A 23,139-nucleotide genomic window follows, 5' to 3' on the forward strand; every position below is an offset into this window, starting at 1 on the left:
CTCACCAGGGCTTTACCGGGTTTACCGCGTACTGAATCACACGGTACGGCGTGGCGCCACCGCCCGGCGTGGTATTCCACTGGCTGACGAACACGCGCACTTCGTCGAGCGTCGAGCCCGGGGAGATGTAGCCGCCGTACGGCTGCGCCAGCCGGTTGTCCTCGGGCGGCGGTAACGCGTCGGCCGGGTCCGGCCAGTCCACGCCGCCCACCACCACCGTGGTCACCGGTGCCGTGCCGAGACCGGTGGGGTCGTAGGCGACCCGGATCTCCATGTTGCCTGTGCTGGCATTGAAATACGACAGGACGGGCTTGCCGTCGACCTGCTTGATGCTCATCTCGCCGACCCGATCGGACCACAGCGGCGTCGGCGGCTTGCCCCAGCCCCCTTTTGCCGACCACCCCTGCCAGCCGGCGCGGTCGGTGAACGCCTGCGGCGTGGTTCGGTAGAGGAACACCTGCCCGCTGCGGTCGAAGTTGTTGGCGACGATGTACACCCAGCCGCTCTGCGATTCGGCGGTCGGGACGGGGTCGTAATAGCCGCTGATCTGCGACTGTCCGCCGCCCTGATAGCTCGCGGGCCGCACTGAACCCGCGACGGTCTGCCAATTGCCCCGCGAGGCATCGGCTTTCACCAGCCTGGAGTTCTGCGGACGCAGGTTGGCCGTGGTGCTCACCATCAGGTAGTTGTCCCGGTTGATCGAGACCACACCCGCGGGCAACTGCGAGCTGCCCGGCGGCGTCTTGTCGGCCAGCAACGGGGTGCCCACCACGGCTCCGGTCACGCCGTTGTAGCGGACGCCCGCTGGGTCGTCGACCGAATCCGGGTCGACGTGCAGGGCTATCGGTGCGTGCCAATTGCCGAAGCCGACGGCCTGCCCGGCGAAGCTGTCACCGCAGACCTGCAGCAGCCGCGCCGGGAACTCCATGAACTCACACAGGTCGGTCGCGCCGATCCCGTAATCCCCTGTGGGAGTGCCCGTTCCGGCCGCCGGCGCGATCCGCAGCACCTGGCCGGGGGCCAGTGGCGCCAGCACCGGACCGGGAGCGGGCGACGGTGGATCGGCGTAGGCCGTCGGCACCTGCCACAGCGACACGGCAACCGTCGCTGCGGCCGCGAGCCTCAGCAGGGCGGCGGACACGCCGAGCTCAGAGCTCGGCGGCCAGCAACTCGGCGATCTGAATCGTGTTCAGCGCCGCACCTTTTCGCAGGTTGTCACCGGAGACGAAGAGGGCGAGACCACGCCCGTCGGGCACCCCGGGATCCTGGCGGATGCGGCCCACCAACGACTCGTCGACGCCGGCGGCGGCCAGCGGCGTCGGCACGTCGACCAGCTTCACGCCCGGCGCATCGGCCAGCAGCTCCTTGGCGCGCTCGACCGAAAGCGGTTGGGCGAACTCGGCATTGATCGACAGCGAGTGTCCGGTGAACACCGGCACCCGTACACAGGTGCCTGACACCAGCAGATCGGGGATGCCCAGGATCTTGCGGCTCTCGTGGCGCAGCTTCTGATCCTCGTCGGTCTCCCCCGAGCCGTCGTCGACCAGCGAGCCGGCCAGCGGGACCACGTTGAAGGCAATGGGCGCAACGTATTTCACCGGTGCGGGGAATGCCACGGCCGAGCCGTCATGCACCAGCGCCTCGGCACCGTCCACGACCGCGCGGATCTGGGAGGCGAGTTCATCGACACCAGCCAGGCCACTGCCCGACACCGCCTGGTAGCTGGACACGACGAGCCGGGTCAGGCCCGCTTCTTCGTGCAGCACCTTGAGCACCGGCATCGCGGCCATGGTGGTGCAGTTCGGGTTGGCGATGATGCCTTTGGGACGGGTACCCGCGTCGCGCGAGAAATTGACCTCGGAGACCACCAGCGGTACCTCGGGGTCCTTGCGCCACGCCGAGGAGTTGTCGACGACGACGGCACCCGCGGCGGCGAACCGCGGCGCCTGCACGCGCGACATCGTCGCTCCGGCGGAGAACAGGGCGATGTCCAACCCCGACGGGTCGGCGGTCTCGCTGTTCTCGACCTCGATCTCCTGGCCCCGGAACGTCAGCTTCCTGCCCTCCGAGCGGGCCGAGGCGAAGAACCGCACCGAGGTCGCGGGGAAGTCGCGCTCCTCGAGCAGGGTGCGCATGACCTGTCCGACCTGGCCGGTCGCGCCGACCACACCGATGTTGACCATTTACCTACCGCCCTGTTCCGCCGTAGACCACAGCCTCGTCGTCGGTGCCGAGGCCGAATGCCTCGTGCAGCGCGGCGACAGCCTTGTCGAGCTCAGTGTCCTTGACCAGCACCGAGATTCGGATCTCCGACGTGGAGATCAGGTCGATGTTGACGCCGACCTCGGCCAGCGCCTCACAGAACGTGGCGGTGACCCCGGGATGGCTGCGCATACCGGCACCCACCAGCGACACCTTGCCGATGTGATCGTCGTAGAGCACCTGGCTGAACCCGATCTCGTCCTTGAGCGCGGTCAACTTCTCCACCGCGCCCGGGCCGTTGTCCCGCGCACACGTGAAGGTGATGTCGGTCTTACCGTCCTCGATCTTGGAGATGTTCTGCAGCACCATGTCGATGTTCACGTCGGCGTCGGCGACGGCGCGGAAGACCTTGGCGGCGTAGCCCGGCACGTCGGGCAGGCCGACCACCGTGACCTTCGCCTCGCTGCGGTCGTGGGCTACTCCGGTCAGGATGGCGTCTTCCATAGGGATGTCCTCGATCGATCCTTTGACGATGGTGCCCGGCTTGTCGGAGTACGACGAGCGGACATGGATGGGCACGTTGTAGCGACGCGCGTATTCGACGCACCGCAGCATGAGCACCTTTGCACCGCACGCCGCCATTTCGAGCATCTCCTCGAAGGAGACGGTGTCGAGGTGCCGGGCGTTGGGCACGATGCGCGGGTCGGCGGTGAAGATGCCGTCGACGTCGGTGTAGATCTCGCAGACGTCGGCGTGCAGCGCGGCGGCCAGCGCGACGGCGGTGGTGTCCGAGCCGCCGCGGCCGAGCGTGGTGACGTCCTTGCTGTCCTGGCTGACCCCTTGGAACCCGGCGACCAGCACGATCTGCCCCTCGTCGAGCGCGTCGCGCAGCCGGCCGGGGGTGACATCGATGATCTTGGCGTTGCCGTGGGTACCGGTGGTGATCACACCGGCCTGCGAGCCGGTGAAGGAGCGGGCCTGCGCGCCCAGGGACTCGATGGCCATCGCGACCAATGCGTTGGAGATGCGCTCACCGGCGGTGAGCAGCATGTCCATCTCGCGAGGCGGCGGCGCTGGCGAAACCTGGCGGGCGAGGTCCAGCAAGTCGTCGGTGGTGTCGCCCATCGCGGAGACGACCACGACGACGTCGTTGCCTGCCTTCCTCGTCTCCACGATGCGCTCGGCGACGCGACGGATTCGCTCGGCATCAGATACCGAGGATCCGCCGTATTTCTGTACGACGAGCGCCACTGTCAGTCCTTCGAGAATGCGGGAATGAGTCGCATCAAGGATAAGGGAGACGTGCAGCTGGTTTTTTGTCGCCCGGTCAGGGCACCGTCATGAAGGTGAACGGTCGCGCCGGCTGGAACTGCGAACTCGCGTCGCCGGCGTAGACGGTCTTCTCCCCCTCGCCGAGATCGAGCCGCAGGGTGGGCGCGCCAACGCTGAAATCCAGGTTCGCCAGCTCCACCCAGAACGTGTTCGGGGACAGTGCCGACTCGAAGAAGTAGCGCCGCGCCTTGTGGTCGACGACCGTGCGCCAGCGGGTCGAGGAGATGTTCGGTTCGTCGGAGGTTGCGATGCCGTACGGGGTCGACGCGTTGCGCACCACGCTGAACACCGCGGCGACCGACAGCACCGGATCGTCGGATTTGGGAATGGCATTGATGTAGAAGGACGCCCGCACGAACCGGTCGGCGGCGCGGTTGGTGCCGGGCAGCATGACGGTGCCGCCGATCTCCTCCCAGTACTCGGTGATGGCGAGTTGCTTGGAGAAGATCGGCGAGTTGGTCATCACCTGGTACTGGCGGCCGTGGTGGATGGTCTGTCGCCCGTCGACGTACTCGACGATCGCGCTGTCGCCCGTGCCGTCGGACATGGCCAGGTGCAACGTGGCCATCCGCTGCTCACCGGGCACGTCGGCGGTGGCGACCCGCAGCGGCGTCGCGGTCAGGGCCGCGACGGCTTCAGCGACCGAGCCGAAGTTGTCCAGCACGTACTGGCCCCACAGCGCCAGCGATATGGCCGGGCCGGCAGCGTCGGCGGCTGGGTACTGCGATTCGGCGAGCCACAGCAGGTTCACCGCCAGGCCCGCCTCGTTGACCCCGTCGGTGGTGCAGATGTCGTAGCCGGTCGCCACCACGCTGCCGTACTTCGCGGTCCATTCCACCGACTCCGGTCCGGCCTGTCCGGTGCGTGCGACCCCGCGGGGCAACACCCACAGATTGGTGCCGATCTCCAGTTTCCAGTCCATCGAACGGCCGGTGACGACGCGATCACCGGTACCGAGATAGACGACGCGGGTGCACATGCGCCCAAAGGCTAGCCAGCTCGGGAGCCGGTCAGGCGTAATCCGCCCGCAACACGCGAATCCCGTGCCCGTAACAGAAGCGTCGTCTATTGACGGGGATCGGCCCGACGGGCCGCCACCCTCAGGAGATATTTGATGGACACAGGAACCACGGCGTTCATGCTCTGTTGCATCATCGGGCTGACGATGATGATCCCCGGCCTTGCGCTGTTCTACGGCGGCATGGTCTCGGTGAAGAGCTCGACCAACATGATGATGATGACGTTCGGTGCGGTCGCTGTCGTCGGTGTGCTCTGGATCCTTTTCGGGTTCTCCATGACGTTCGGCACGTCGTACGGCGGGTTCGTCGGCAGCTTCACCGAGTTCCTCGGCATGAAGAATCTGCTGGAACCGATGACCACCATCAACGGCCTGCCGGTCAGCCTTTTCTCACTGTTCCAGGCCTTGTTCGCGGCCATCACCGTGGCGCTGATCTCGGGCGCGGCCGCTGACCGGATGAAGTTCGCCGCATGGATGGTCTTCGCGACCGTCTGGGCGGTCCTCGTCTACTTTCCCGTCGCGCACTGGGTGTTCGCGGTCGACGGCACCGTGACCAAGGACTCGGTCGGCGGCTGGATCGCCAACAAGCTGCACGCCATCGACTTCGCGGGTGGCACGGCAGTGCACATCAACGCAGGCGCCGCCGCGCTGGCGGTGGCCATCGTGCTCGGCAAGGGCGCCAACTGGGGACGGCTGCGCAAGCCGCACAACGTGCCGTTGACCCTGCTGGGAGCGGGGCTGCTGTGGGCAGGCTGGTATGCGTTCAACGGCGGGTCGGCGCTGGCCGCGGGCAATTCGGCCGCCATCGTCATGGTCACCACGTTCGTCGCGACGTGTGCGGCCACGCTGGCCTGGCTCGCGGTCGAGAAACTCAAGGACGGACACGTCACGGGCGTCGGTGCCGCGGCCGGTGCCATCACCGGTCTGGTCGCCATCACCCCGGCCTGCGGTGCCGTCACACCAGTCGGTGCGATCCTGCTCGGCCTGATCGCCGGCGCGATCTGCCCGCTGGCCGTGGGCCTGAAGGAGAAGTTCGGCTACGACGACTCACTCGACGTGGTCGGGGTCCACCTTGTCGGCGGCGTCATCGGCACACTGCTCATCGGCCTGCTGGCCAGTGACACCATGCCCAACAAGGTCAACGGCCTGTTCTACGGTGGCGGCCTCGACCAGCTGTGGCGCCAGGCCATCGCGGCAGCAGCAGTGATGGTCTATTCGTTCGTCATCGCCTACGTCATCGCGCTCGCGATCAAGAAGACGATCGGCATCCGCATCTCGCCGGAAGACGAGGAACTCGGCATCGACACCAAGGTCCACCGCGACGCCGCCTACGAGCTCGAACTCGTCTGACCCACTACCGAGGAAAAATTGTCCGCAGCCCCACGCCGGCACGTCGGCGTGGGGAAATGCGGCAGGATCTGGAGGGAAATACGTTAAACAGGTACCTGTGAGCGCCAGCCAGAATCCGAAGGCGGATTGCGCATGAGTGAAGTCCCACTACTTCGCAACAAGTCCGGCACTGCCCGTGACCGCGATCCGCAAGCCTTGGCCGATGAGCTGGAGTTCGAGGCGGCGATCGGGCGCAACGTGCGCCAGCTGCGCCAGCAGCACGGCCTGACCGTCGCCGACATGGCGGCCCGGGTCGGGATCTCCAAAGCGATGTTGTCCAAGATCGAGAACGCGCAGACCTCGTGCAGCCTGTCGACGCTTGCGTTGTTGGCCAAGGGCCTGGACGTGCCGGTGACCAGCCTGTTTCGCGGCGCGGACGTGGAACGCCCGGCCGCGTTCGTCAAGGCAGGGACCGGCGCACGGATCGTGCGCGAAGGCACGCGCGAAGGCCACGAGTACCAGCTGCTGAGCTCGTTGCGCGGCGAACACAAGCGGCTGGAATGCCTGCACGTGACGTTGTCGGAGAAGAGCCAGACCTATCCGCTGTTCCAGCATCCCGGCACCGAGTTCATCTTCATGCTCGAAGGCGTGATGGATTACAGCCACAGCCGCTCGGTGTACCGGTTGCACCCCGGCGACTCGCTGCAGATCGACGGCGAGGGCGCCCACGGTCCGACCGATCTGGTGGAGTTACCGATCCGGTTCTTGTCGGTCATCGCGTTCCCCGATTCGCAGGTCTGACCGAGAACACCTCTGCCAGCTAAATTTTCGCGCGCGTAAGTAACGGATTTCGCCATGCGCGGGTGGCACGGTCACTAAAGTTTGGAACCGTCTGCTCGACAGTGCCCGCCGAGGGGAACTCCCATGAGCACAGCCGCCGAACGCGCCGCCCACCTGGAATTGGTCGGACGGCTCAAGTCCGCCTATCCGGAGATGCCCGACGCGCCACCACCGGATCTCCTCGATCACGAGCGCTTCCTGGCGTACATGAAGACCGTCCACGACGTGGGCGGGGAGCCCGACGCTCCGATGAAGTACGAGAACAAGGATTACGAGTACTGGGAGCACATGACCTACGTCATCTGCGAGGTGCTCGCGTGGCGCGGGATCTGGCTGTCGGAGGAACGCCGCCGCATCGGCAACGTCGACGTCGGGCGCGCGGTCTACCAGGGGTTCCCCTACTACGGGCGGTGGCTCTGGGCCGTCGCGCGGGTGTTGGTGGAAAAACACCACATCAGCCTCGGTGAGCTCACCCAGCGCATGGTCGAGGTCCAGGCCCGCTACGAGGGCGGGCTGGCGGGCCGCAAGCTCGAAGCGCAGCCGAAGTCGCAGGGCGACGGCGCGGACGTCGCACGCAACGAGCACCACATCCGGGCGGTCGGCAAGGGCGACCCGCAGGTGTATGCCGGGCAGGCGGGCGAGCCCAAGTTCCGCGTGGGCGACGCGGTGAAGGTCCGCGAACTGCCGATCCTGCTCTACACCCGCACACCCGAATACGTCCGAGGCGCCCTGGGGGAAATCGCCGAGGTCACCTACGAAAGCCCGGCGGCCGAGGACGAGACGTGGGACCGCGCCGACGCCACGCCCGAGTGGTTCTACATCGTGCGCTTCAACCAGTCCGAGCTCTGGCACGGCTACACCGGCACGGCGACCGACACCCTGCAGACCGAGATTCCCGAACGTTGGCTGGAGAAGGCATGAGCGACGATCACGATCACGATCACGATCACGATCACGACCACGACCACGACCACGACCACGACCACGACCACGACCACGCGCGCACGGTCAAACCCATGGTGGACGAGATCACCGATTTCGAAGTGCTCGAGATCGCCCTGCGTGAACTGTGCATCGAGAAGGGCATCTTCACCGCCGAGGAGCACCGCCGGTTCACCGAGTTCGCCGAGCAGATCGGCCCGACACCGGCCGCCCGCCTGGTCGCGCGGGCCTGGTTGGACCCGGAGTTCAAGCAGCTCGCGCTGACCGACGCGCTCGCCGCGAGCAAAGCTGTCGGCGTCGACTGGCTCGAACCGACCGGTTTCGGCACTCCGAGCGATTTCACCGCGTTCAAGATCCTCGAAGACACCCCGACCCTGCACAACGTCATCGTGTGCGCCCTGTGCTCGTGCTACCCGCGGCCGATCCTGGGCAATTCGCCCGAGTGGTACCGCACCCCCAACTACCGCAGGCGCCTGGTGCGGTGGCCGCGCCAGGTGCTCGCCGAATTCGGCCTCTACCTGCCCGACGACGTGGAGGTCCGCGTCGAGGACTCCAACCAGAAGCATCGTTTCATGGTCATGCCCATGCGCCCGGAGGGCACCGAAGGCTGGGATGAGGATCAGCTCGCCGAGATCATCACGCGGGACTGCCTCATCGGCGTCGCGCTACCCAAGCCCGGCGTCACCACGAATGTGATCGTCGACACCCGCGCTGCGGTCCACCCGGCGGAGTGACGATGACTGACGACATCTCGACGCTGAAGAACATCGTCGAACGCAACCAGGTGTGGCCCCGGATGGCCGCCAAGTACGGGGTCGAGAACCCCGTGCCGCCGTGGAAGACCAGCCTCGACGGCCTCTGCGACGCCCTTGACCATTCCGCTTGCGGCACAGGCAGACTCAGCTTCAAGGAACGTCGCGACGAGGAAGACGAACTCTCGGCGACGCTATACGCGGACCTGCCCTACCCCGAGAATCAACTGGTGTCGCTGGCGCATTCGCTGCTCGTGCGCGGCGTCATCGACGAGACCGAACTGCGGCACCGCCTCGACGCGGTGCGGGCCAGGCTCGAGGCCTGAGCCCGGCCGCTGCGGCATTACTGATCCTGCAGGTTGGTGATGCGCCAGGCGCCGTGGTGGTTGTGCCAGCCCGGCATGACGCCCGGCGCCGGCGTGGCGTAGGTGTCGGGGCTGTACACGTGGCCGGGGCCGGTGGGGCCCTGTGCGGATGCGGTGCCGGCCAGGCCGAGCGCGACCGCGCCGACAGCTCCGGCGGAGAGGATCGGCAGAGCGGCGAACCGGATGATGCTCTTGGTGGTGATCATTTCGAATTCCTTTGCGTCAGTGGCTATTTCGATTGTTTCTTCGGCTTGTTTCGCCGTTGAGACAAGAATGCCGCGCAACGCCGCCCGGGTCTGTCGAGCGACTGGAGGATGTGCAGGCTGAATGTGCCGTCCCCCGATCGGAGGACGGCACCGCACGCTCAGGTTTGGGGTCGGACCGGGACGCGGAGTACAGTCAGCGATGATGTTGACTGTGCAGCGGGTGCTCCTTCTCGGACGCCGCGACGGGGTCTGATCCAGACTGGCCTCCCGTCGCGGGTTTTCGCGATGCGCCGGTCTGAATCCCCACCGACCCGGAGCAACCATCATGACCACGCAAGAAACCTCTGTCGACGCCTACAGTTCCGTACGCGCCATCAAGACCCCCGCAGGCCCGCGCCGCGACGGCCAACCCTCCTGGAACACCCAGCGCGCATCGTCGATGCCGGTCAGCCGGTACCGCACGTTCGCCGCTGAGGTCGAACCGGTCACCCTGCCCGACCGCACCTGGCCGGACAACGTGATCGAGCACGCCCCCATGTGGTGCGCGGTCGACCTGCGCGACGGCAACCAGGCCCTGATCGACCCGATGAGCCCCGAGCGCAAGCGCCGCATGTTCGACCTGCTGGTCCGCATGGGCTACAAGGAGATCGAGGTCGGCTTCCCGTCGGCGAGCCAGACGGACTACGACTTCGTCCGCGAGATCATCGAGCAGGGCGCCGTTCCCGACGACGTGACCATCCAGGTGCTGACGCAGTGCCGCCCCGAGCTGATCGAGCGCACCTTCGAGGCCTGCGCCGGAGCGCCCCGCGTCATCGTGCACTTCTACAACTCCACCTCGATCCTGCAGCGCCGCGTGGTGTTCCGCGCCGACCGTGAGGCCGTCAAGAAAATCGCGACCGACGGTGCCCGCATGTGCGTCGAGGAGGCCAAGAAGTACCCCGGCACGCTGTGGCGGTTCGAGTACTCGCCGGAGTCCTACACCGGCACCGAACTGGAGTACGCCGTCGACGTCTGCAACGCGGTCGCCGAGGTGGTCCAGCCGACCCCGGAATGGCCGCTGATCGTCAACCTGCCCGCCACGGTCGAGATGGCCACCCCCAACGTCTACGCCGATTCGATCGAGTGGATGAACCGCCATCTGGCTCCGCGGGACTCGATCATCCTGAGTCTGCACCCGCACAACGACCGCGGAACCGCCGTCGCCGCAGCGGAATTGGGCTACCAGGCGGGCGCCGACCGGATCGAGGGCTGCCTGTTCGGCAACGGTGAGCGCACGGGCAACGTATGCCTGGTGACGCTGGGCATGAACATGTTCTCCCGCGGCGTGGACCCGCAGATCGACTTCTCCAACATCGACGAGATCCGCCGCACCGTCGAGTACTGCAACCAGCTGCCCGTACACGAGCGCCACCCCTACGGCGGCGATCTGGTGTACACCGCGTTCTCGGGCAGCCACCAGGACGCCATCAACAAGGGTCTGGACCAGATGAAGGTCGACGCCGATGCTGCGGACTCCGACGTCGACGACATCCTGTGGCAGGTGCCGTACCTGCCGATCGACCCGAAGGACGTCGGCCGCACCTACGAGGCCGTCATCCGGGTCAACTCGCAGTCCGGCAAGGGCGGCGTCGCCTACATCATGAAGGCCGATCACGGGCTGGTGCTGCCGCGCCGGCTGCAGATCGAGTTCTCCCAGGCGGTCCAGAAGATCACCGACGGCGAGGGCGGGGAAGTGTCACCCAAGGAGATGTGGGACGTCTTCTCCGACGAGTACCTGGCTCCGATCACGCCGCTGGAGCGCATGCGGCAGAAGGTCGTCGCCTCCGAGGTCGACGGCGGCACCGACACCATCACCGCGATCGTGAAGATCGACGGCGTGGAACGCGAGATCGTCGGCGCGGGCAACGGCCCGCTGGCGGCGTTCGTGGACGCCCTGGGCGCCGTGGGTTACGACATCAACGTGCTGGACTACTCCGAGCACGCCATGTCGTCCGGCGAGGAAGCCCAGGCCGCGGCCTACGTGGAGGTATCGATCGGCGGGAAGACCGTGTGGGGCGTCGGTATCGCGACGTCGATCACGACTGCGTCACTTCGGGCCGTCGTGTCCGCCGTGAACCGTGCCGCGCGTGGTTAACTGACGGAAGCGTAGATCAGCTACGCATCCGACAATTCCAAAGGAGCCACCCATGGACTGGGGATCATCGTGGGACTTTCTCTGGCACTTCCTGATCATCTTCGCGTGGATTGCATATTTGCTGGTGCTGTTCCAGATCCTGGGGGACCTGTTCTGGCGCGATCATGAGACCTCCGGCTGGATCAAGGCCGTGTGGGTGATCTTCCTGATCGTGTTCCCCTGGCTCACGGCGTTCATCTACCTGATCGCCCGCGGCAAGGGGATGGCGCAGCGGGCGGCCACGGCCGCCGCTGCGGCCAAGCAGGAGACCGACGCCTACATCCGCGAGGCGGCCGGCCGCACACCCGCCCAGGAGATCGCCGACGCCAAGGCACTGCTCGACGCGGGAACCATCAACCAGGCCGAGTACGAGGCCCTCAAGGCCAAAGCGCTCAGCTAGAACAACGTGAACTGGTCGCCGTCGGGCGGGCTGTCGACGAACTCCTCGACGTCGGTCCCACCCACGACGTGACCGATGAGGGCCATGAACTCCCCGTCGGCGACCAGTGGCACGCCCAGTTCGCGCGCCTGGTATCCCTTGCCCTGATCCGGGGCGGTCTCGTTGCAGATCACCAACGAGGTCTGCTGATCGACCGCGTCGGTGTAGGCCAGGCCGGCATCGAGGATGCGCTCGATGACCTCCTCGTGCGTACGCGTCATCTCCGCCGACAGCGCGACCCGCATGCCCTGCACCAGCGGCCGGCCGGGCACGTACGCCCCCGGGTTGGCGTACAGACACGGCAGCCGGGACGCCAGCACCTTCAACGGCCGCAGCTCGTCATGCGTGACCTGGCCGTTGGGCCAGCGCTTGCGGCCGACCTCGCGCAGCGGCAGCCACACCTTGCGGTCGCGGGCGCGGGCCAGGGTCGGCTTGAGGATCTGCGCCAGCACCTGAGCGTCGTCGAGCGCATCGTGCGGGCGCATCTGGCTGACGCCCCAGTGCGCCGCCAGCGTCTCCAGCCGCAGGTTCTCCGTGCCCAGCTCCAGCCGGCGGGCCAGCTCGACAGTGCACATCACGGAGTCGATGGGCAGCTCGGCGCCGACCAGCTCGGCCTCGGCGGTAAGGAAGCCGTAGTCGAATCCCACGTTGTGAGCCACCAGCGTGCGTCCGCGCAGCACGTCGATGAGTTGGTCGACGACATCACCGAAGGTCGGCTGGCCTTCGAGCATCTCCGCGGTGAGGCCGTGCACGTGGGTGGGGCCCGGATCGACGCCCGGATTGAGCAGGCTGGCGACACTGTGCTCGACACTGCCGTCGTCACCGACCGCCAACGCGGCCACGCTCACGATGCGGGCCTGCCCGGGCCGGAAACCCGAGGTCTCGACGTCGACCACGGCCCAGCCCGCGCCCGGCTCAGCTGCCGGTCGACCCCACGACGGGCGGGCCGTCAACGGCGGTGCGGTGCTCATAGTCGCCAGGATGGCACGCAAGTCCGACAACCTCGCTCGGCGGGCCAGCGTGTCGTGCACCTAAAATCGCCGGAATGCTGACCCTGCGCGGACGTGCCGCACTCGCGGCCGGAGCATCCGCACGCTGGGCGTCGCGGGTGACCGGCCGAGGCGCAGGCGCAATGATCGGCGGCCTGGTCGCGATGACGCTCGACGCCTCGATCCTTCGCCAGTTGGGCCAGGGCCGTCGCACGGTGGTCGTGACCGGCACCAACGGTAAGTCGACCACCACCCGGATGACCGCGGCGGCGCTGGCCACCGTGGGCCCGGTGGCCAGTAACTCAGAAGGCGCCAACATGGACGCCGGGCTGGTGGCCGCGCTGGCGGGGGCGCGGTCCGCGTCCTTGGCTGCCTTGGAAGTCGACGAGATGCACGTCCCGCACGTCTCGGATGCCGTGGACCCGTCGGTGATCGTGCTGCTCAACCTGTCTCGCGACCAGTTGGACCGCGTCGGTGAGATCAACCACATCGAGCGCACGCTGCGCGGCGGCCTGGCCCGGCATCCGGATGCGGTGATCGTGGCCAACTGCGATGACGTGCTGATGACCTCGGCCGCCTACGACAACCCCAACGTGGTGTGGGTGGCCGCCGGCGGCAGCTGGGCCGGCGACTCGGTCAGCTGCCCGCGCTCCGGCGAGATCATCGTGCGCGACGGCGTCAACTGGTACTCCACGGGAAGCGATTTCAAGCGCCCGAGCCCGCACTGGTGGTTCGACGACACCCACATCTACGGACCCGACGGGCTGGTCCTGCCGATGACTCTGGCGCTTCCCGGGGCGGTCAACCGCGGCAACGCCACCCAGGCCGTCGCGGCGGCGGTCGCGCTCGGAGCCGATCCGGCTGCCGCGGTGGCCGCGGTCTCCGGTGTCGACGAGGTGGCAGGCCGGTATCGCACCGTGCAGGTGGGCTCGCACACCGCACGCATCCTGCTCGCCAAGAATCCGGCCGGATGGCAGGAGGCGCTGTCGATGGTGGACAAGCACGGCGCGGGTGTCGTGATCGCGGTCAACGGGCAGGTGCCCGATGGTGAGGATCTGTCCTGGTTGTGGGATGTCCGGTTCGAGCACTTTGGCGATACTCAGGTGGTGGCCGCCGGCGAGCGCGGCACCGACCTCGCGGTGCGACTCGGGTACGCCGGCGTCGAGCACACCCTCGTGCACGACACGGTTGCCGCAATCGACTCGTGCCCGCCGGGGCATGTCGAGGTAATCGCGAACTACACCGCGTTCCTGCAACTGAATCGGCGAATCTCATGACGGCCTCGAAGATCAGCATCGGGCTCGTGCTGCCGGATGTGATGGGGACCTACGGCGACAGTGGCAATGCGGTGGTGTTGCGGCAGCGGCTTCGGCTGCGGGGCATCGACGCCGAGATCGTCGAGATCACCCTGGCCGACCCGGTGCCCAACTCGTGTGACCTCTATACCCTCGGCGGCGCCGAAGACTACGCGCAACGCCTGGCCACCAAGCATCTGATCCGGTATCCCGGTCTGCAGGAGGCGGTTTCGCGGGGCGCGCCCGTGCTGGCGATCTGCGCCGCGATCCAGGTGCTGGGACATTGGTACGAGACCTCGGCGGGTGAACGTGTCGAAGGCGTCGGCCTTTTGGACGTCACGACGTCGCCGCAGGAGGCCAGGACCATCGGCGAGGTGGCGTCAAAGCCTCTGCTGGACGGGCTCACCCAGCCGTTGACCGGCTTCGAAAACCACCGCGGCGGAACGGTTCTCGGACAAGATGCCCGCCCGTTGGCGGCAGTCACCAAGGGCGCGGGCAATCGGGCCGGTGACGGTTATGACGGCGCGGTGCAGGGCAGCGTGGTGGCCACCTATCTGCACGGGCCGTGCCTGGCCCGCAATCCGGAGCTGGCCGATCATCTGCTGTCGAGAGTGGTAGGCGAGTTGCCTCCACTGGAGTTGCCCGAGGTCGACCTACTGCGTCGCGAACGGCTCGCTGCCCCGCGGCGCGCCTAGCACCGCGAGCGTGCGCGTCTGCGGGCCGACACACCGTGTTTCGTCGGCGTTCGGCGCACGCTCGTCGAGCCTGAGCGCACGTAGAGTGTTGACGTTTGACGGCGTGGCGGGCAGCAGACACGCACGCTCGCGGTGCTGACTAGATCGAGTTGCCGGGTGACGCTTTCGATCCCGCGGTCTTCGTGGTCGGTGCGGCAGCGGTCAGGATCTGACCGGCACGCTTGTCGACGTAGCGGGTGACCGCATGCTGGCCTGCACCGAAGATCACGGCCATCAGCAACAGGTCCGGCACGGTCTGCGGAGGCTTCATGGGCCCGATACCGTTGCCCAGTAAGGCGATACCGACCACGGCGACCAACGGCCCGAACGCAATCTTGAGCAGTCCCTGTTGCAGCGGCAGGTTGAACGGGCCGAAATTGGTCGGGATGTTCGACACCGCGGGGATTGCGGTGAACAACGCCCCAACTGCCCCGAACAACATCACGACACCGAGGCACACCCAGGCCGAGGCATGCCAATCATCGTGGGGTACCACGAAATCCACCGTCGGCACATGGGCTTGAGCCGCCACGATCACGGCGGCGAACACGACGCAGAAGACCGAGGCGATCAGCAGCCGGTTCCGCAGATAGCGGGCCTCCCGATTGGCGTGATCGGCCTTGGCATGCGCTGTCCGCAACACCTCGGCGGCGGAGCTACGTAACTCCGCTTCTGCCGGACGTGGTTCGTTCCGAAGTTTGTCGAGCTGCTGGAGCTGCGGGTCTGCCGCGTCCAGGTAGGCATGTCCCCGCTGGGCTGCCCGTGCCGCATAGACGGGCAGCGCCGTCGCGTCGACCAGTCCGATCATGCGCTCGTCGACCTCACGCAGCCGGGACCATGCCCGTTCGATCTCGGTACCCCACCACCACTTCAGCGGACCGACTCGCGCGCACGATGCCCGGTTGGCATCCTCCAGCAGATCTTCGACCAAGTAGGCACGGATGGCCATCTTGCACGGAGTCTTGCCGAGATCCAGGCCGGCGAGATCGTTGAGCAACGTGATGCGGCGATGCTGCACCGCCTGTCGCCAAGGGGCGGTGCGCACCCACACCGACGGCAGCCGAGACTTCAAACCCCGCCACAACGTGCCCTCCAGGCAATCGTGGTGGGCCGGTGCGACAACCGAGGGAACGTGATTGACAGGCGCTTCCGCGATGGCCATGACCATCTCCTTCGTCACCTGCGACCGTATGACCGTGCCCGACGCGGTGAACGCGTAGCGGACTACCTCATTTCCTCGAACGATCAGGCGAATGGGTCGACCGCCGCGGCGATGCGCGCCGCCGCGTCGGTGGGCACCGCCTCCCCGTGACCGAATCCGGCGATCTGCGCACCTGTGGCCGCGAGGCTTTGCAGAGATTCGATGGCGGCGCGCCGGTCGGTGTTGAAGACACCGAGGATCACCTGTCCGTTGAACTCCGCGACCGCATCGCCGGTGAGCACGGCGTCAGCAGCGGGCAGATACAGTCCGATGCTGCCCGGCGTATGCCCGGACGCGGCGACGACGCGGGCGCCTCCGGCGAAGTCGAGCACGTCGCCGTCGCGCACCGCGCGGTCCACCCGGCATGCGGGGCCGTGCGGCGAGGTGTCGAAGTCCGGCCGGATCGCCCGCTCACCGTCGGTCAGAACCGGCAGCGGCCCCGGTTCGTCACCGCTGACGAACCGCGAATCATCCAGTCCGGCAACCACTTCGACGTCAGACCAGCCGGCGATCTCGGCAGCCGAGCCGCAGTGATCTTCGTGAAAATGAGTCAGCACAACACGTTTCACGTCACCACGTGCGCGCCCCAGCGCCGTCAAAGCCTCACCGATCAGCGCGGCGCTGTCCGGCCAGCCGGTATCGACCAGCGTCACACCATCGGCACCGAGCCACAGGTAGCAATTGAGCAGATGCGCCCGGTCATCCGGAATCCGCAGTCGATACAGCGAGGGAGCCAGCTCAAGCAGGTCGGGCATGACTCGACGCTACCGGTCAATTGGTGCACGGTGGCCCAACCAGCCGGCCGGACAATGGAATGCACCCCGCCCACCGATCGAGGAGATACCGATGACACGGCTCTGCGCAGTGGCCGTCGCCGTCATACTGCTGACGCTGGCCGGGATGCCGCACGCAGTCGCGGCGCCCGGCATCCCCGACATCGATTCGCTCATCGACGACAGCGGTCCGCTCCCTGCCACCCCGGCCGATCTCGGGGATATCCCCGAACTGCTGTTCACCACTCCGAGCGGCCTGGTCTGCAAGAAGACCCTTGCCAAGGTGGTCCACGACGTCACCTGCACCGGCAACATGCCCGGAGCCCCGGCAGGCACCCAGACCGTGAACCTGTCGACGGTGTACGCCAACGCAGCCGGTCCCGCCCGTTTCCTATCTACCCCGCCACAGCGCTTCTTCGGCGATATCAGCGGTCAGACGCCGGTGCTCATCCCTGTCGGGCACAAGATCGTCTTCTGGGCGTTCTCCCCCACTGTTTCGCTGGCCTGCGGGGTGCCATCCGAGGCTGCACTGGTCTGCGTGCTGCGAGGGGTCGAGTTCACCGACAACGACCCGCCGGTCACGCACGGATTCATGATCGCGGCGCCGCAGAGTCAGGTGTTCTGAGCCGCGAATCAGGCCACCGCGGCGAGCCGCGAATCAGGCCATCGCGCGGCGCCCCGCCAGGGCACGGCCGAGGGTCAGTTCGTCGGCGAACTCCAGATCGCCGCCCATCGGCAGCCCCGAGGCGATCCGCGTCACGGTGAGCCCTGGGATGTCGCGCAGCATCCGCACCAGGTAGGTGGCGGTGGCCTCGCCCTCGGTGTTCGGATCGGTGGCGATGATCACCTCGGCGACGTCGACACCGTCGACGCGTTCACCGATCCGGTTCAGCAGCTCACGGATGCGCAGCTGATCGGGTCCGATACCCGACAAGGGGTCCAGCGCGCCGCCGAGCACGTGGTAGCGGCCCCGGAACTCGCGGGTGCGCTCGACGGCCTGCACGTCCTTGGGCTCCTCGACGACGCACACCAGCGACGCGTCGCGACGGGGGTCATTGCAGATCCGGCAGCGCTGCGCGTCGGACACGTTGCCGCACACCTCGCAGAACGTGACCCCGTCGCGGATGCGGCCCAGCACGGCCGTCAGCCGGTCGATGTCGGGCGGCTCGACGCTCAGCAGGTGAAACGCGATGCGCTGCGCGCTCTTGGGCCCGATGCCGGGCAGTTTGCCCAGCTCGTCGATCAGATCCTGGACGGGACCCTCGAACACGGATGCCTACAGCCCCGGAATGCCGAAGCCACTCAGCCCGCCGGCCAGCGGGCCGAGGCGGCTCTGCGCCATGTCCTGCACCTGCGCCGAAGCGTCGGCCAGTGCGCCGACGATGAGATCCTGCAGGGTCTCCGGATCGGACGGATCGATGACCTTCGGGTCGATCGACACGGCGACGACCTCGCCGCTGCCCTTCACTCTGACCTTGACCAGACCGCCGCCTGCCTGCCCTTCGACCTCGGCGTTGGTCATCGCCTCCTGGGCCTCCATCAGCTGCTGCTGCACCTGCTGTGCCTGTGCGAGCAGTGCCGACATGTCGGGTGTGCCTCCGGGTTGCATGACAGGTCCCCTTGCCGTGGTTGGTTGCGTCTTGGTCTCGACTTGGTTTCTCTCCGCTCGAGCGCGGCGGTTTGGCCTTCCAGCCTAGACGGCGCCCGGGCTACGGTGGCGCCCGTGCGAGTCCCAGCCTGCCTGCGTGTCGGCACCGCGGTTGCCAGCAGCGTGCTCATCGCTGTGTCGACCGCCGCCGCACCGATAGCCCATGCCGCACCCGCGAACCTCGCCGGGATGATCGTCTTCCTCGATCCCGGCCACAACGGCGCGAACGACGCGTCGATCAGCAAGCAGGTCCCGACCGGACGCGGCGGCACCAAAGACTGCCAGGCCAGTGGTACCTCGACCGACGACGGTTACCCCGAGCACACCTTCACCTGGGACACCACGCTGCGCGTCCGGGCCGCGCTGACCGCGCTGGGGGTCCGGACGGCGATGACGCGCGGCGACGACACCTCGGTGGGACCGTGCGTCGACGCGCGCGCCGCGATGGCCAACGCCGTGCACCCGAACGCCATCGTCGCCATCCACGCCGACGGTGGGCCCGCCAACGGCCGAGGTTTCCACGTGCTGTACTCGTCGCCGCCGCTCAACGCCGTGCAGGCCGGCCCGGCGGTGCAGTTCGCGAAGGTGATGCGCGATCAGATCTCCGCCTCGGGAATTCCGCCTGCCACCTATATCGGCTCGGGCGGCCTGGATGCGCGCTCCGATATCGCCGGGCTCAACCTCGCGCAGTACCCGTCGATCCTCGTCGAGTGCGGCAACATGAAGAACCCGGTCGACTCGTCGCTGATGAAATCGCCGGAGGGCAGGCAGAAATACGCCGACGCCATCGTCCGCGGGATCGCTGGGTTCCTCGGCTCGCAGCAGGTGGCGTCGGCGCGATAGGTCGGGCGCTAGGCGCCTTCCACTTCCTTCTTGAGGTTGGCCAGCACCTCGTCCTGGATCTTGCGCAGACCCAGCGGCGCGAACGTCTTCTCGAAGAAGCCGCCCACCCCACCGGCACCGGTCCAGGTGGTCTTGAGGTTGACCGACGATCCGGTCCCGGCCGGCGCGACAGTCCAGTTGATCACCATCGACGAGTTGGCGTCCTTCTCGATGACGGTGTGCCCCGCCACGTCGACGGTCGCCTTGACGTCGCGGACACGTGATTTCGTCGCCTGCAGTTTCCAGGTGGCGACGGTGCCCGCACCCTGCCCGCCTTCGAGGACCTGGTAGCCGCTGTAGTTCGAGGAAAGAATCTTCGGCCGCACCGTCTGGTAGTCGGCGATCGCAGCGAACACAGCGGCGGGTTCGGCGTTGATCAATACGGTGCTGACCGCGCTGACCTGTCCCATCGGTGAATACTCCTTGTATCAATGACGTCGCGGTCTGATAACCGCGCTCCTCCGGGTCGCATCGAATGCAACCGCCGACTAGCGTATATGTGTGTCTGTTGTTCCGACTGACGCACAGGCTGTCCACGCTGCCGGCGTACAGCGGCTTCTCGACAGCTATCGCGCCATAAAGCCCACCGAGACGGTTCGTCTTGCCAAAAGCACGTCGAACCTGTTCCGCGCCCGCGACCGGCATGCCGGTAAGGGCCTGGACACATCAGGTTTGACGAATGTCATCGCCGTCGACCCGCACGCGTCGACCGCAGATGTGGCAGGCATGTGCACCTACGAGGACCTGGTGGACGCGACGCTGCCATACGGGCTGGCGCCCTTGGTGGTACCGCAACTGAAAACCATCACCCTCGGCGGCGCGGTCACCGGCCTCGGCATCGAATCCACGTCGTTCCGCAACGGGTTGCCGCACGAATCCGTGTTGGAGATGGACATCCTCACCGGCGCAGGCGAAATCGTCACCGCGTCGCCCGCCGAGCATTCCGACCTGTTCCGAGCTTTCCCCAATTCCTATGGCACACTTGGCTATTCGACGCGGCTGCGAATCGAGCTGGAACCGGTGCTGCCGTTCGTCGCGCTGCGCCATCTGCGCTTCCACACCTTGGACGACCTGGTCGCAGCCATGGACCGCATCATCGAAACCGGCGGGCTGGGTGGCGAGAAGGTCGATTACCTCGACGGCGTGGTGTTCAGCGCCGACGAAAGCTACCTGTGTGTCGGCATCAAGACCGCCACGGCCGGTCCTGTCAGCGACTACACAGGCAGCGCCATCTACTACCGGTCCATCCAGCATGACGGCAAGACCGCGGCGGAAAAGCACGACCGCCTGACCATTCACGATTATCTGTGGCGGTGGGACACCGACTGGTTCTGGTGCTCACGGGCATTCGGTGCGCAGAACCCCGCGATCCGGCGGCTGTGGCCGCGCCGCTACCGGCGCAGCAGCTTCTATTGGAAGCTCATCGGCTACGACCGGCGGTTCAACATCGCCGACCGCATCGAGAAGCGCAACGGCCGCCCACCGCGGGAACGCGTGGTGCAGGACATCGAGGTGCCGATCGAGAACTGCGCGGAATTTCTCACGTGGTTTCTGGACAACGTGCCCATCGAACCAATCTGGCTGTGCCCGCTGCGGTTACGCGACGATGCGCGGACCCCGGGAACATGGCCGCTGTATCCGCTGCGCCCCCACCACACCTACGTCAACGTCGGCTTCTGGTCGTCGGTGCCGGTCGGGCCCGAACCCGGGCACACCAACCGGCTCATCGAGCGCAAGGTCAGCCAGCTCGACGGTCACAAATCGCTGTATTCGGACGCGTTTTACCCGCGTGACGAGTTTGACGCACTATACGGCGGGGAAGCTTATAAGACGGTCAAGAAAACCTACGATCCCGATTCACGTCTCCTTGATCTGTATTCGAAAGCGGTGCAAAGGCAATGACAACATTCAGGGAAAATTCGACGCACTCTCAGGCGAACAAACTCACGCTCGCCGAGATCCTGGAGATCTTCGCCGCGGGACAGCTCCCGCTGAAATTCACCGCTTACGACGGCAGCACCGCAGGGCCTGAGGACGCCGCACTCGGCCTGGACCTCAAGACTCCGCGCGGCACCACCTACCTCGCGACCGCCCCGGGTGACCTCGGCTTGGCCCGCGCCTACGTGGCGGGTGATCTGGAACCGCACGGCGTGCACCCCGGCGATCCGTACCCGCTGCTGTGCGCGCTGGCCGAGAAGATGGACTTCAAACGGCCACCGGCGCGGGTGCTGGCCAACATTATCCGCTCCATCGGCATCGAGCATCTCAAGCCCATCGCGCCGCCGCCGCAGGAGGCGCTGCCGCGCTGGCGCCGGATGGTGGAAGGGTTGCGGCACAGCAGGGTTCGCGACGCCGAGGCCATCCACCACCATTACGACGTGTCGAACACGTTCTACGAGTGGGTGCTCGGGCCGTCGATGACCTACACCTGCGCGTGCTACCCGAACGCCGACGCATCGCTGGAGGAAGCGCAGGAGAACAAGTACCGCCTGGTGTTCGACAAGCTGCGGCTGCAGCCCGGGGACCGGCTGCTCGACGTCGGCTGCGGCTGGGGCGCCATGGTCCGCTACGCGGCCCGCCATGGCGTGCGGGCCATCGGTGTGACACTGTCGCGCGAGCAGGCCGCCTGGGCACAGAAGGCCATCGCCGAGGAAGGGCTCGGCGATCTCGCCGAGGTGCGTCACGGCGACTACCGGGATGTCGCCGAGTCCGGCTTCGACGCGGTGTCCTCGATCGGCCTCACCGAACACATCGGCGTGCACAACTACCCGTCGTACTTCGGTTTCCTGAAGTCCAAGTTGCGCGTCGGCGGCCTGCTGCTCAACCACTGCATCACCCGGCACGACAACCGGTCGGGCGCGGCTGCCGGAGGCTTCATCGACCGCTACGTGTTCCCCGACGGCGAGCTCACGGGTTCGGGCCGGATCATCACCGAGGTTCAGGATGTGGGCCTGGAGGTGCTGCACGAGGAGAACCTGCGCCATCACTACGCGATGACCCTGCGCGACTGGTGCGCCAACCTCGTCGAGCACTGGGATGAGGCCGTCGCCGAGGTCGGCCTGCCCACCGCGAAGGTGTGGGGCCTGTACATGGCCGGGTCCCGGCTGGGCTTCGAGACCAACGTCATCCAGTTGCACCAGGTGCTGGCGGTCAAGCTTGACGAGCACGGCCACGACGGAGGCCTGCCGCTGCGCCCGTGGTGGCAGCCGTAAAGCGTCGGCTTGGACATTCCGTCGAAGTCGATGTTGAGCAGTTCGACGTGACGTCGATGCACTGTTAGCTGCGCCACACTTAGTGTTCTTGGTACCTCGACCAAGGACGCGCCCATGACCAACCCATCGAACTCGACGGCCGCCCGCCGCCCGGTGATCGAAACCCGCTCCATCGACTACGTTCCCGTGCGGGAACGGCACGGCACCGTCTGGCACCAGGGCCCGTTCTGGTTCACCGGCAACTTCGTCGTCACCACCATGGTCGCGGGCTTCATCGGCCCTGCCATCGGCCTGAGCCTCGGCTGGTCGGTGCTCGCCGTGATCCTCGGCGCCGGTTTCGGCACCTTCTTCATGGCGTTCCACGCCAACCAGGGCCCGCGGATGGGCCTGCCTCAGATGATCCAGTCACGGGCCCAATTCGGTACGCGCGGGGCAATCGTGCCGTTCATCGCCGTGTTGTTCGTCTACGTCGGCTTCAACGTGTTCAACGTCATCCTGGCGACCCAGGCCCTGCAACTGATCCTGCCCGGCAGTGCCGCGGTCTGGTATCCGGTGTTGATCCTCGTCGCGATCCTGCTGGCGGTCGTCGGCTATGACCTGCTGCACTTCATCCAGCGCTGGCAGTCCTACCTGATGGTGGCGGTCTTTCTGCTCCTGACCATCGCCGCGCTGACCAGCCTGCACGGCGGCTCGGCCATCCCCGACGCCCACTTCGACTGGGGGAAGTTCCTCATCGTCTTCGGAGCCGCGGCCGGCTACCAGATCTCCTGTCTCTTATACACATCTGACGATGCCGACGATCGCATA

25 protein-coding genes are annotated in these 23,139 nt (G+C 66.8%); 14 read left to right on the plus strand and 11 right to left on the minus strand.

Annotated features, from left to right (window positions below; genetic code table 11):
• Position 1: 1 nt before the first annotated feature.
• From A5784_RS05855 to A5784_RS05870, 4 genes are all read right to left on the minus strand, one after another.
• A complete protein-coding gene (locus A5784_RS05855) occupies positions 2-1,141 on the minus strand; it encodes a DUF4185 domain-containing protein (RefSeq protein WP_082944683.1) in 1,140 nt (379 codons plus the stop codon).
• 7 nt (positions 1,142-1,148) lie between these two features.
• Positions 1,149-2,183 (minus strand): aspartate-semialdehyde dehydrogenase, encoded by a 1,035-nt coding sequence (locus A5784_RS05860; RefSeq protein ID WP_064943247.1) that lies wholly within the window; start codon positions 2,181-2,183, stop codon positions 1,149-1,151.
• Between the two features lie 4 nt (positions 2,184-2,187).
• Positions 2,188-3,453 carry an aspartate kinase gene (locus A5784_RS05865; RefSeq protein WP_064943249.1) on the minus strand — a complete coding sequence of 422 codons (1,266 nt, stop codon included), beginning with the start codon at positions 3,451-3,453 and terminating at the stop codon, positions 2,188-2,190.
• 76 nt (positions 3,454-3,529) lie between these two features.
• Complete coding sequence (locus A5784_RS05870) at positions 3,530-4,513, minus strand: linear amide C-N hydrolase (RefSeq protein WP_064943251.1); 984 nt, start codon at positions 4,511-4,513, stop codon at positions 3,530-3,532.
• Positions 4,514-4,648: 135 nt separating this feature from the next.
• Between A5784_RS05870 and A5784_RS05875 the strand changes: the two genes are divergently transcribed.
• The 5 genes from A5784_RS05875 to A5784_RS05895 all read left to right on the plus strand — a co-directional run bounded on the left by A5784_RS05875 (position 4,649) and on the right by A5784_RS05895 (position 8,741).
• Positions 4,649-5,902, plus strand: coding sequence for an ammonium transporter (locus A5784_RS05875; protein WP_064943253.1), 1,254 nt, complete (start codon positions 4,649-4,651; stop codon positions 5,900-5,902).
• 132 nt (positions 5,903-6,034) lie between these two features.
• Complete coding sequence (locus A5784_RS05880; RefSeq protein WP_064943255.1) at positions 6,035-6,682, plus strand: helix-turn-helix domain-containing protein; 648 nt, start codon at positions 6,035-6,037, stop codon at positions 6,680-6,682.
• Between the two features lie 123 nt (positions 6,683-6,805).
• Positions 6,806-7,642 (plus strand): nitrile hydratase subunit beta, encoded by an 837-nt coding sequence (locus A5784_RS05885; RefSeq protein WP_064943257.1) that lies wholly within the window; start codon positions 6,806-6,808, stop codon positions 7,640-7,642.
• Entirely contained in the window at positions 7,639-8,397 is a 759-nt protein-coding gene (gene scnC, locus A5784_RS05890; protein WP_064943259.1) for a thiocyanate hydrolase subunit gamma, read from the plus strand. The genes A5784_RS05885 and scnC overlap by 4 nt, the downstream gene beginning before the upstream one ends.
• 2 nt (positions 8,398-8,399) lie before the next feature.
• Complete coding sequence (locus A5784_RS05895) at positions 8,400-8,741, plus strand: hypothetical protein (RefSeq protein ID WP_064943261.1); 342 nt, start codon at positions 8,400-8,402, stop codon at positions 8,739-8,741.
• A gap of 17 nt (positions 8,742-8,758) precedes the next feature.
• Here the strand turns inward: A5784_RS05895 and A5784_RS05900 are convergent, their stop codons facing one another.
• Positions 8,759-8,986, minus strand: a complete 228-nt coding sequence (locus A5784_RS05900; RefSeq protein ID WP_064943262.1) for a hypothetical protein — start codon at positions 8,984-8,986, stop codon at positions 8,759-8,761.
• A gap of 325 nt (positions 8,987-9,311) precedes the next feature.
• Here A5784_RS05900 and leuA point away from each other — a divergent pair, with 325 nt between their 5' ends.
• Positions 9,312-11,120 carry a 2-isopropylmalate synthase gene (gene leuA, locus A5784_RS05905; RefSeq protein ID WP_064943264.1) on the plus strand — a complete coding sequence of 603 codons (1,809 nt, stop codon included), beginning with the start codon at positions 9,312-9,314 and terminating at the stop codon, positions 11,118-11,120.
• Between the two features lie 52 nt (positions 11,121-11,172).
• Positions 11,173-11,559, plus strand: coding sequence for an SHOCT domain-containing protein (locus A5784_RS05910; protein WP_064943266.1), 387 nt, complete (start codon positions 11,173-11,175; stop codon positions 11,557-11,559).
• Here the strand turns inward: A5784_RS05910 and A5784_RS05915 are convergent.
• On the minus strand, positions 11,556-12,569 hold the full coding sequence (locus A5784_RS05915) for a DEDDh family exonuclease (protein WP_064943268.1): 1,014 nt from the start codon (positions 12,567-12,569) through the stop codon (positions 11,556-11,558). The genes A5784_RS05910 and A5784_RS05915 overlap by 4 nt on opposite strands.
• A 74-nt stretch (positions 12,570-12,643) precedes the next feature.
• On the opposite strand from A5784_RS05915, the gene A5784_RS05920 reads away from it, so the two are divergent.
• Both A5784_RS05920 and A5784_RS05925 read left to right on the plus strand, forming a co-directional pair.
• Complete coding sequence (locus tag A5784_RS05920; RefSeq protein ID WP_064943270.1) at positions 12,644-13,864, plus strand: Mur ligase family protein; 1,221 nt, start codon at positions 12,644-12,646, stop codon at positions 13,862-13,864.
• Positions 13,861-14,577, plus strand: coding sequence for a type 1 glutamine amidotransferase (locus A5784_RS05925; protein ID WP_064943272.1), 717 nt, complete (start codon positions 13,861-13,863; stop codon positions 14,575-14,577). Before A5784_RS05920 ends, A5784_RS05925 begins: the two co-directional genes overlap by 4 nt.
• 139 nt (positions 14,578-14,716) lie before the next feature.
• On the opposite strand, the gene A5784_RS05930 is transcribed toward A5784_RS05925, so the two are convergent.
• On the minus strand, positions 14,717-15,778 hold the full coding sequence (locus A5784_RS05930; protein WP_156750404.1) for a hypothetical protein: 1,062 nt from the start codon (positions 15,776-15,778) through the stop codon (positions 14,717-14,719).
• 83 nt (positions 15,779-15,861) lie between these two features.
• Entirely contained in the window at positions 15,862-16,572 is a 711-nt protein-coding gene (locus A5784_RS05935; protein ID WP_064943276.1) for an MBL fold metallo-hydrolase, read from the minus strand.
• A gap of 91 nt (positions 16,573-16,663) precedes the next feature.
• Between A5784_RS05935 and A5784_RS05940 the strand changes: the two genes are divergently transcribed.
• On the plus strand, positions 16,664-17,215 hold the full coding sequence (locus A5784_RS05940; RefSeq protein WP_064943279.1) for a hypothetical protein: 552 nt from the start codon (positions 16,664-16,666) through the stop codon (positions 17,213-17,215).
• A gap of 33 nt (positions 17,216-17,248) precedes the next feature.
• Here A5784_RS05940 and recR read toward each other — a convergent pair whose 3' ends face one another.
• The gene (gene recR / locus A5784_RS05945; RefSeq protein ID WP_064943281.1) at positions 17,249-17,860 is read right to left on the minus strand and encodes a recombination mediator RecR; all 612 of its coding nucleotides are present in this window, start codon (positions 17,858-17,860) and stop codon (positions 17,249-17,251) included.
• A 6-nt stretch (positions 17,861-17,866) separates the two neighbouring features.
• Positions 17,867-18,199 carry a YbaB/EbfC family nucleoid-associated protein gene (locus tag A5784_RS05950; protein ID WP_064943283.1) on the minus strand — a complete coding sequence of 111 codons (333 nt, stop codon included), beginning with the start codon at positions 18,197-18,199 and terminating at the stop codon, positions 17,867-17,869.
• A 114-nt stretch (positions 18,200-18,313) separates the two neighbouring features.
• On the opposite strand from A5784_RS05950, the gene A5784_RS05955 reads away from it, so the two are divergent.
• On the plus strand, positions 18,314-19,081 hold the full coding sequence (locus tag A5784_RS05955; protein WP_197514647.1) for an Rv3717 family N-acetylmuramoyl-L-alanine amidase: 768 nt from the start codon (positions 18,314-18,316) through the stop codon (positions 19,079-19,081).
• An 8-nt stretch (positions 19,082-19,089) separates the two neighbouring features.
• On the opposite strand, the gene A5784_RS05960 is transcribed toward A5784_RS05955, so the two are convergent.
• Positions 19,090-19,530, minus strand: a complete 441-nt coding sequence (locus tag A5784_RS05960) for an SRPBCC family protein (RefSeq protein ID WP_064943287.1) — start codon at positions 19,528-19,530, stop codon at positions 19,090-19,092.
• A 91-nt stretch (positions 19,531-19,621) separates the two neighbouring features.
• Here A5784_RS05960 and A5784_RS05965 point away from each other — a divergent pair, with 91 nt between their 5' ends.
• The 3 genes from A5784_RS05965 to A5784_RS05975 form a co-directional block, all read left to right on the plus strand.
• Positions 19,622-21,022 (plus strand): FAD-binding oxidoreductase, encoded by a 1,401-nt coding sequence (locus A5784_RS05965; protein WP_064943289.1) that lies wholly within the window; start codon positions 19,622-19,624, stop codon positions 21,020-21,022.
• Complete coding sequence (locus tag A5784_RS05970; RefSeq protein WP_064943291.1) at positions 21,019-22,332, plus strand: class I SAM-dependent methyltransferase; 1,314 nt, start codon at positions 21,019-21,021, stop codon at positions 22,330-22,332. The genes A5784_RS05965 and A5784_RS05970 overlap by 4 nt, the downstream gene beginning before the upstream one ends.
• Positions 22,333-22,446: 114 nt before the next feature.
• The coding region (locus A5784_RS05975; protein ID WP_197514648.1) for a purine-cytosine permease family protein at positions 22,447-23,139 on the plus strand (693 nt) is incomplete at its 3' end.

This window comes from Mycobacterium sp. 852013-50091_SCH5140682 (assembly GCF_001665685.1).
Taxonomy (GTDB): Bacteria; Actinomycetota; Actinomycetes; order Mycobacteriales; family Mycobacteriaceae; genus Mycobacterium.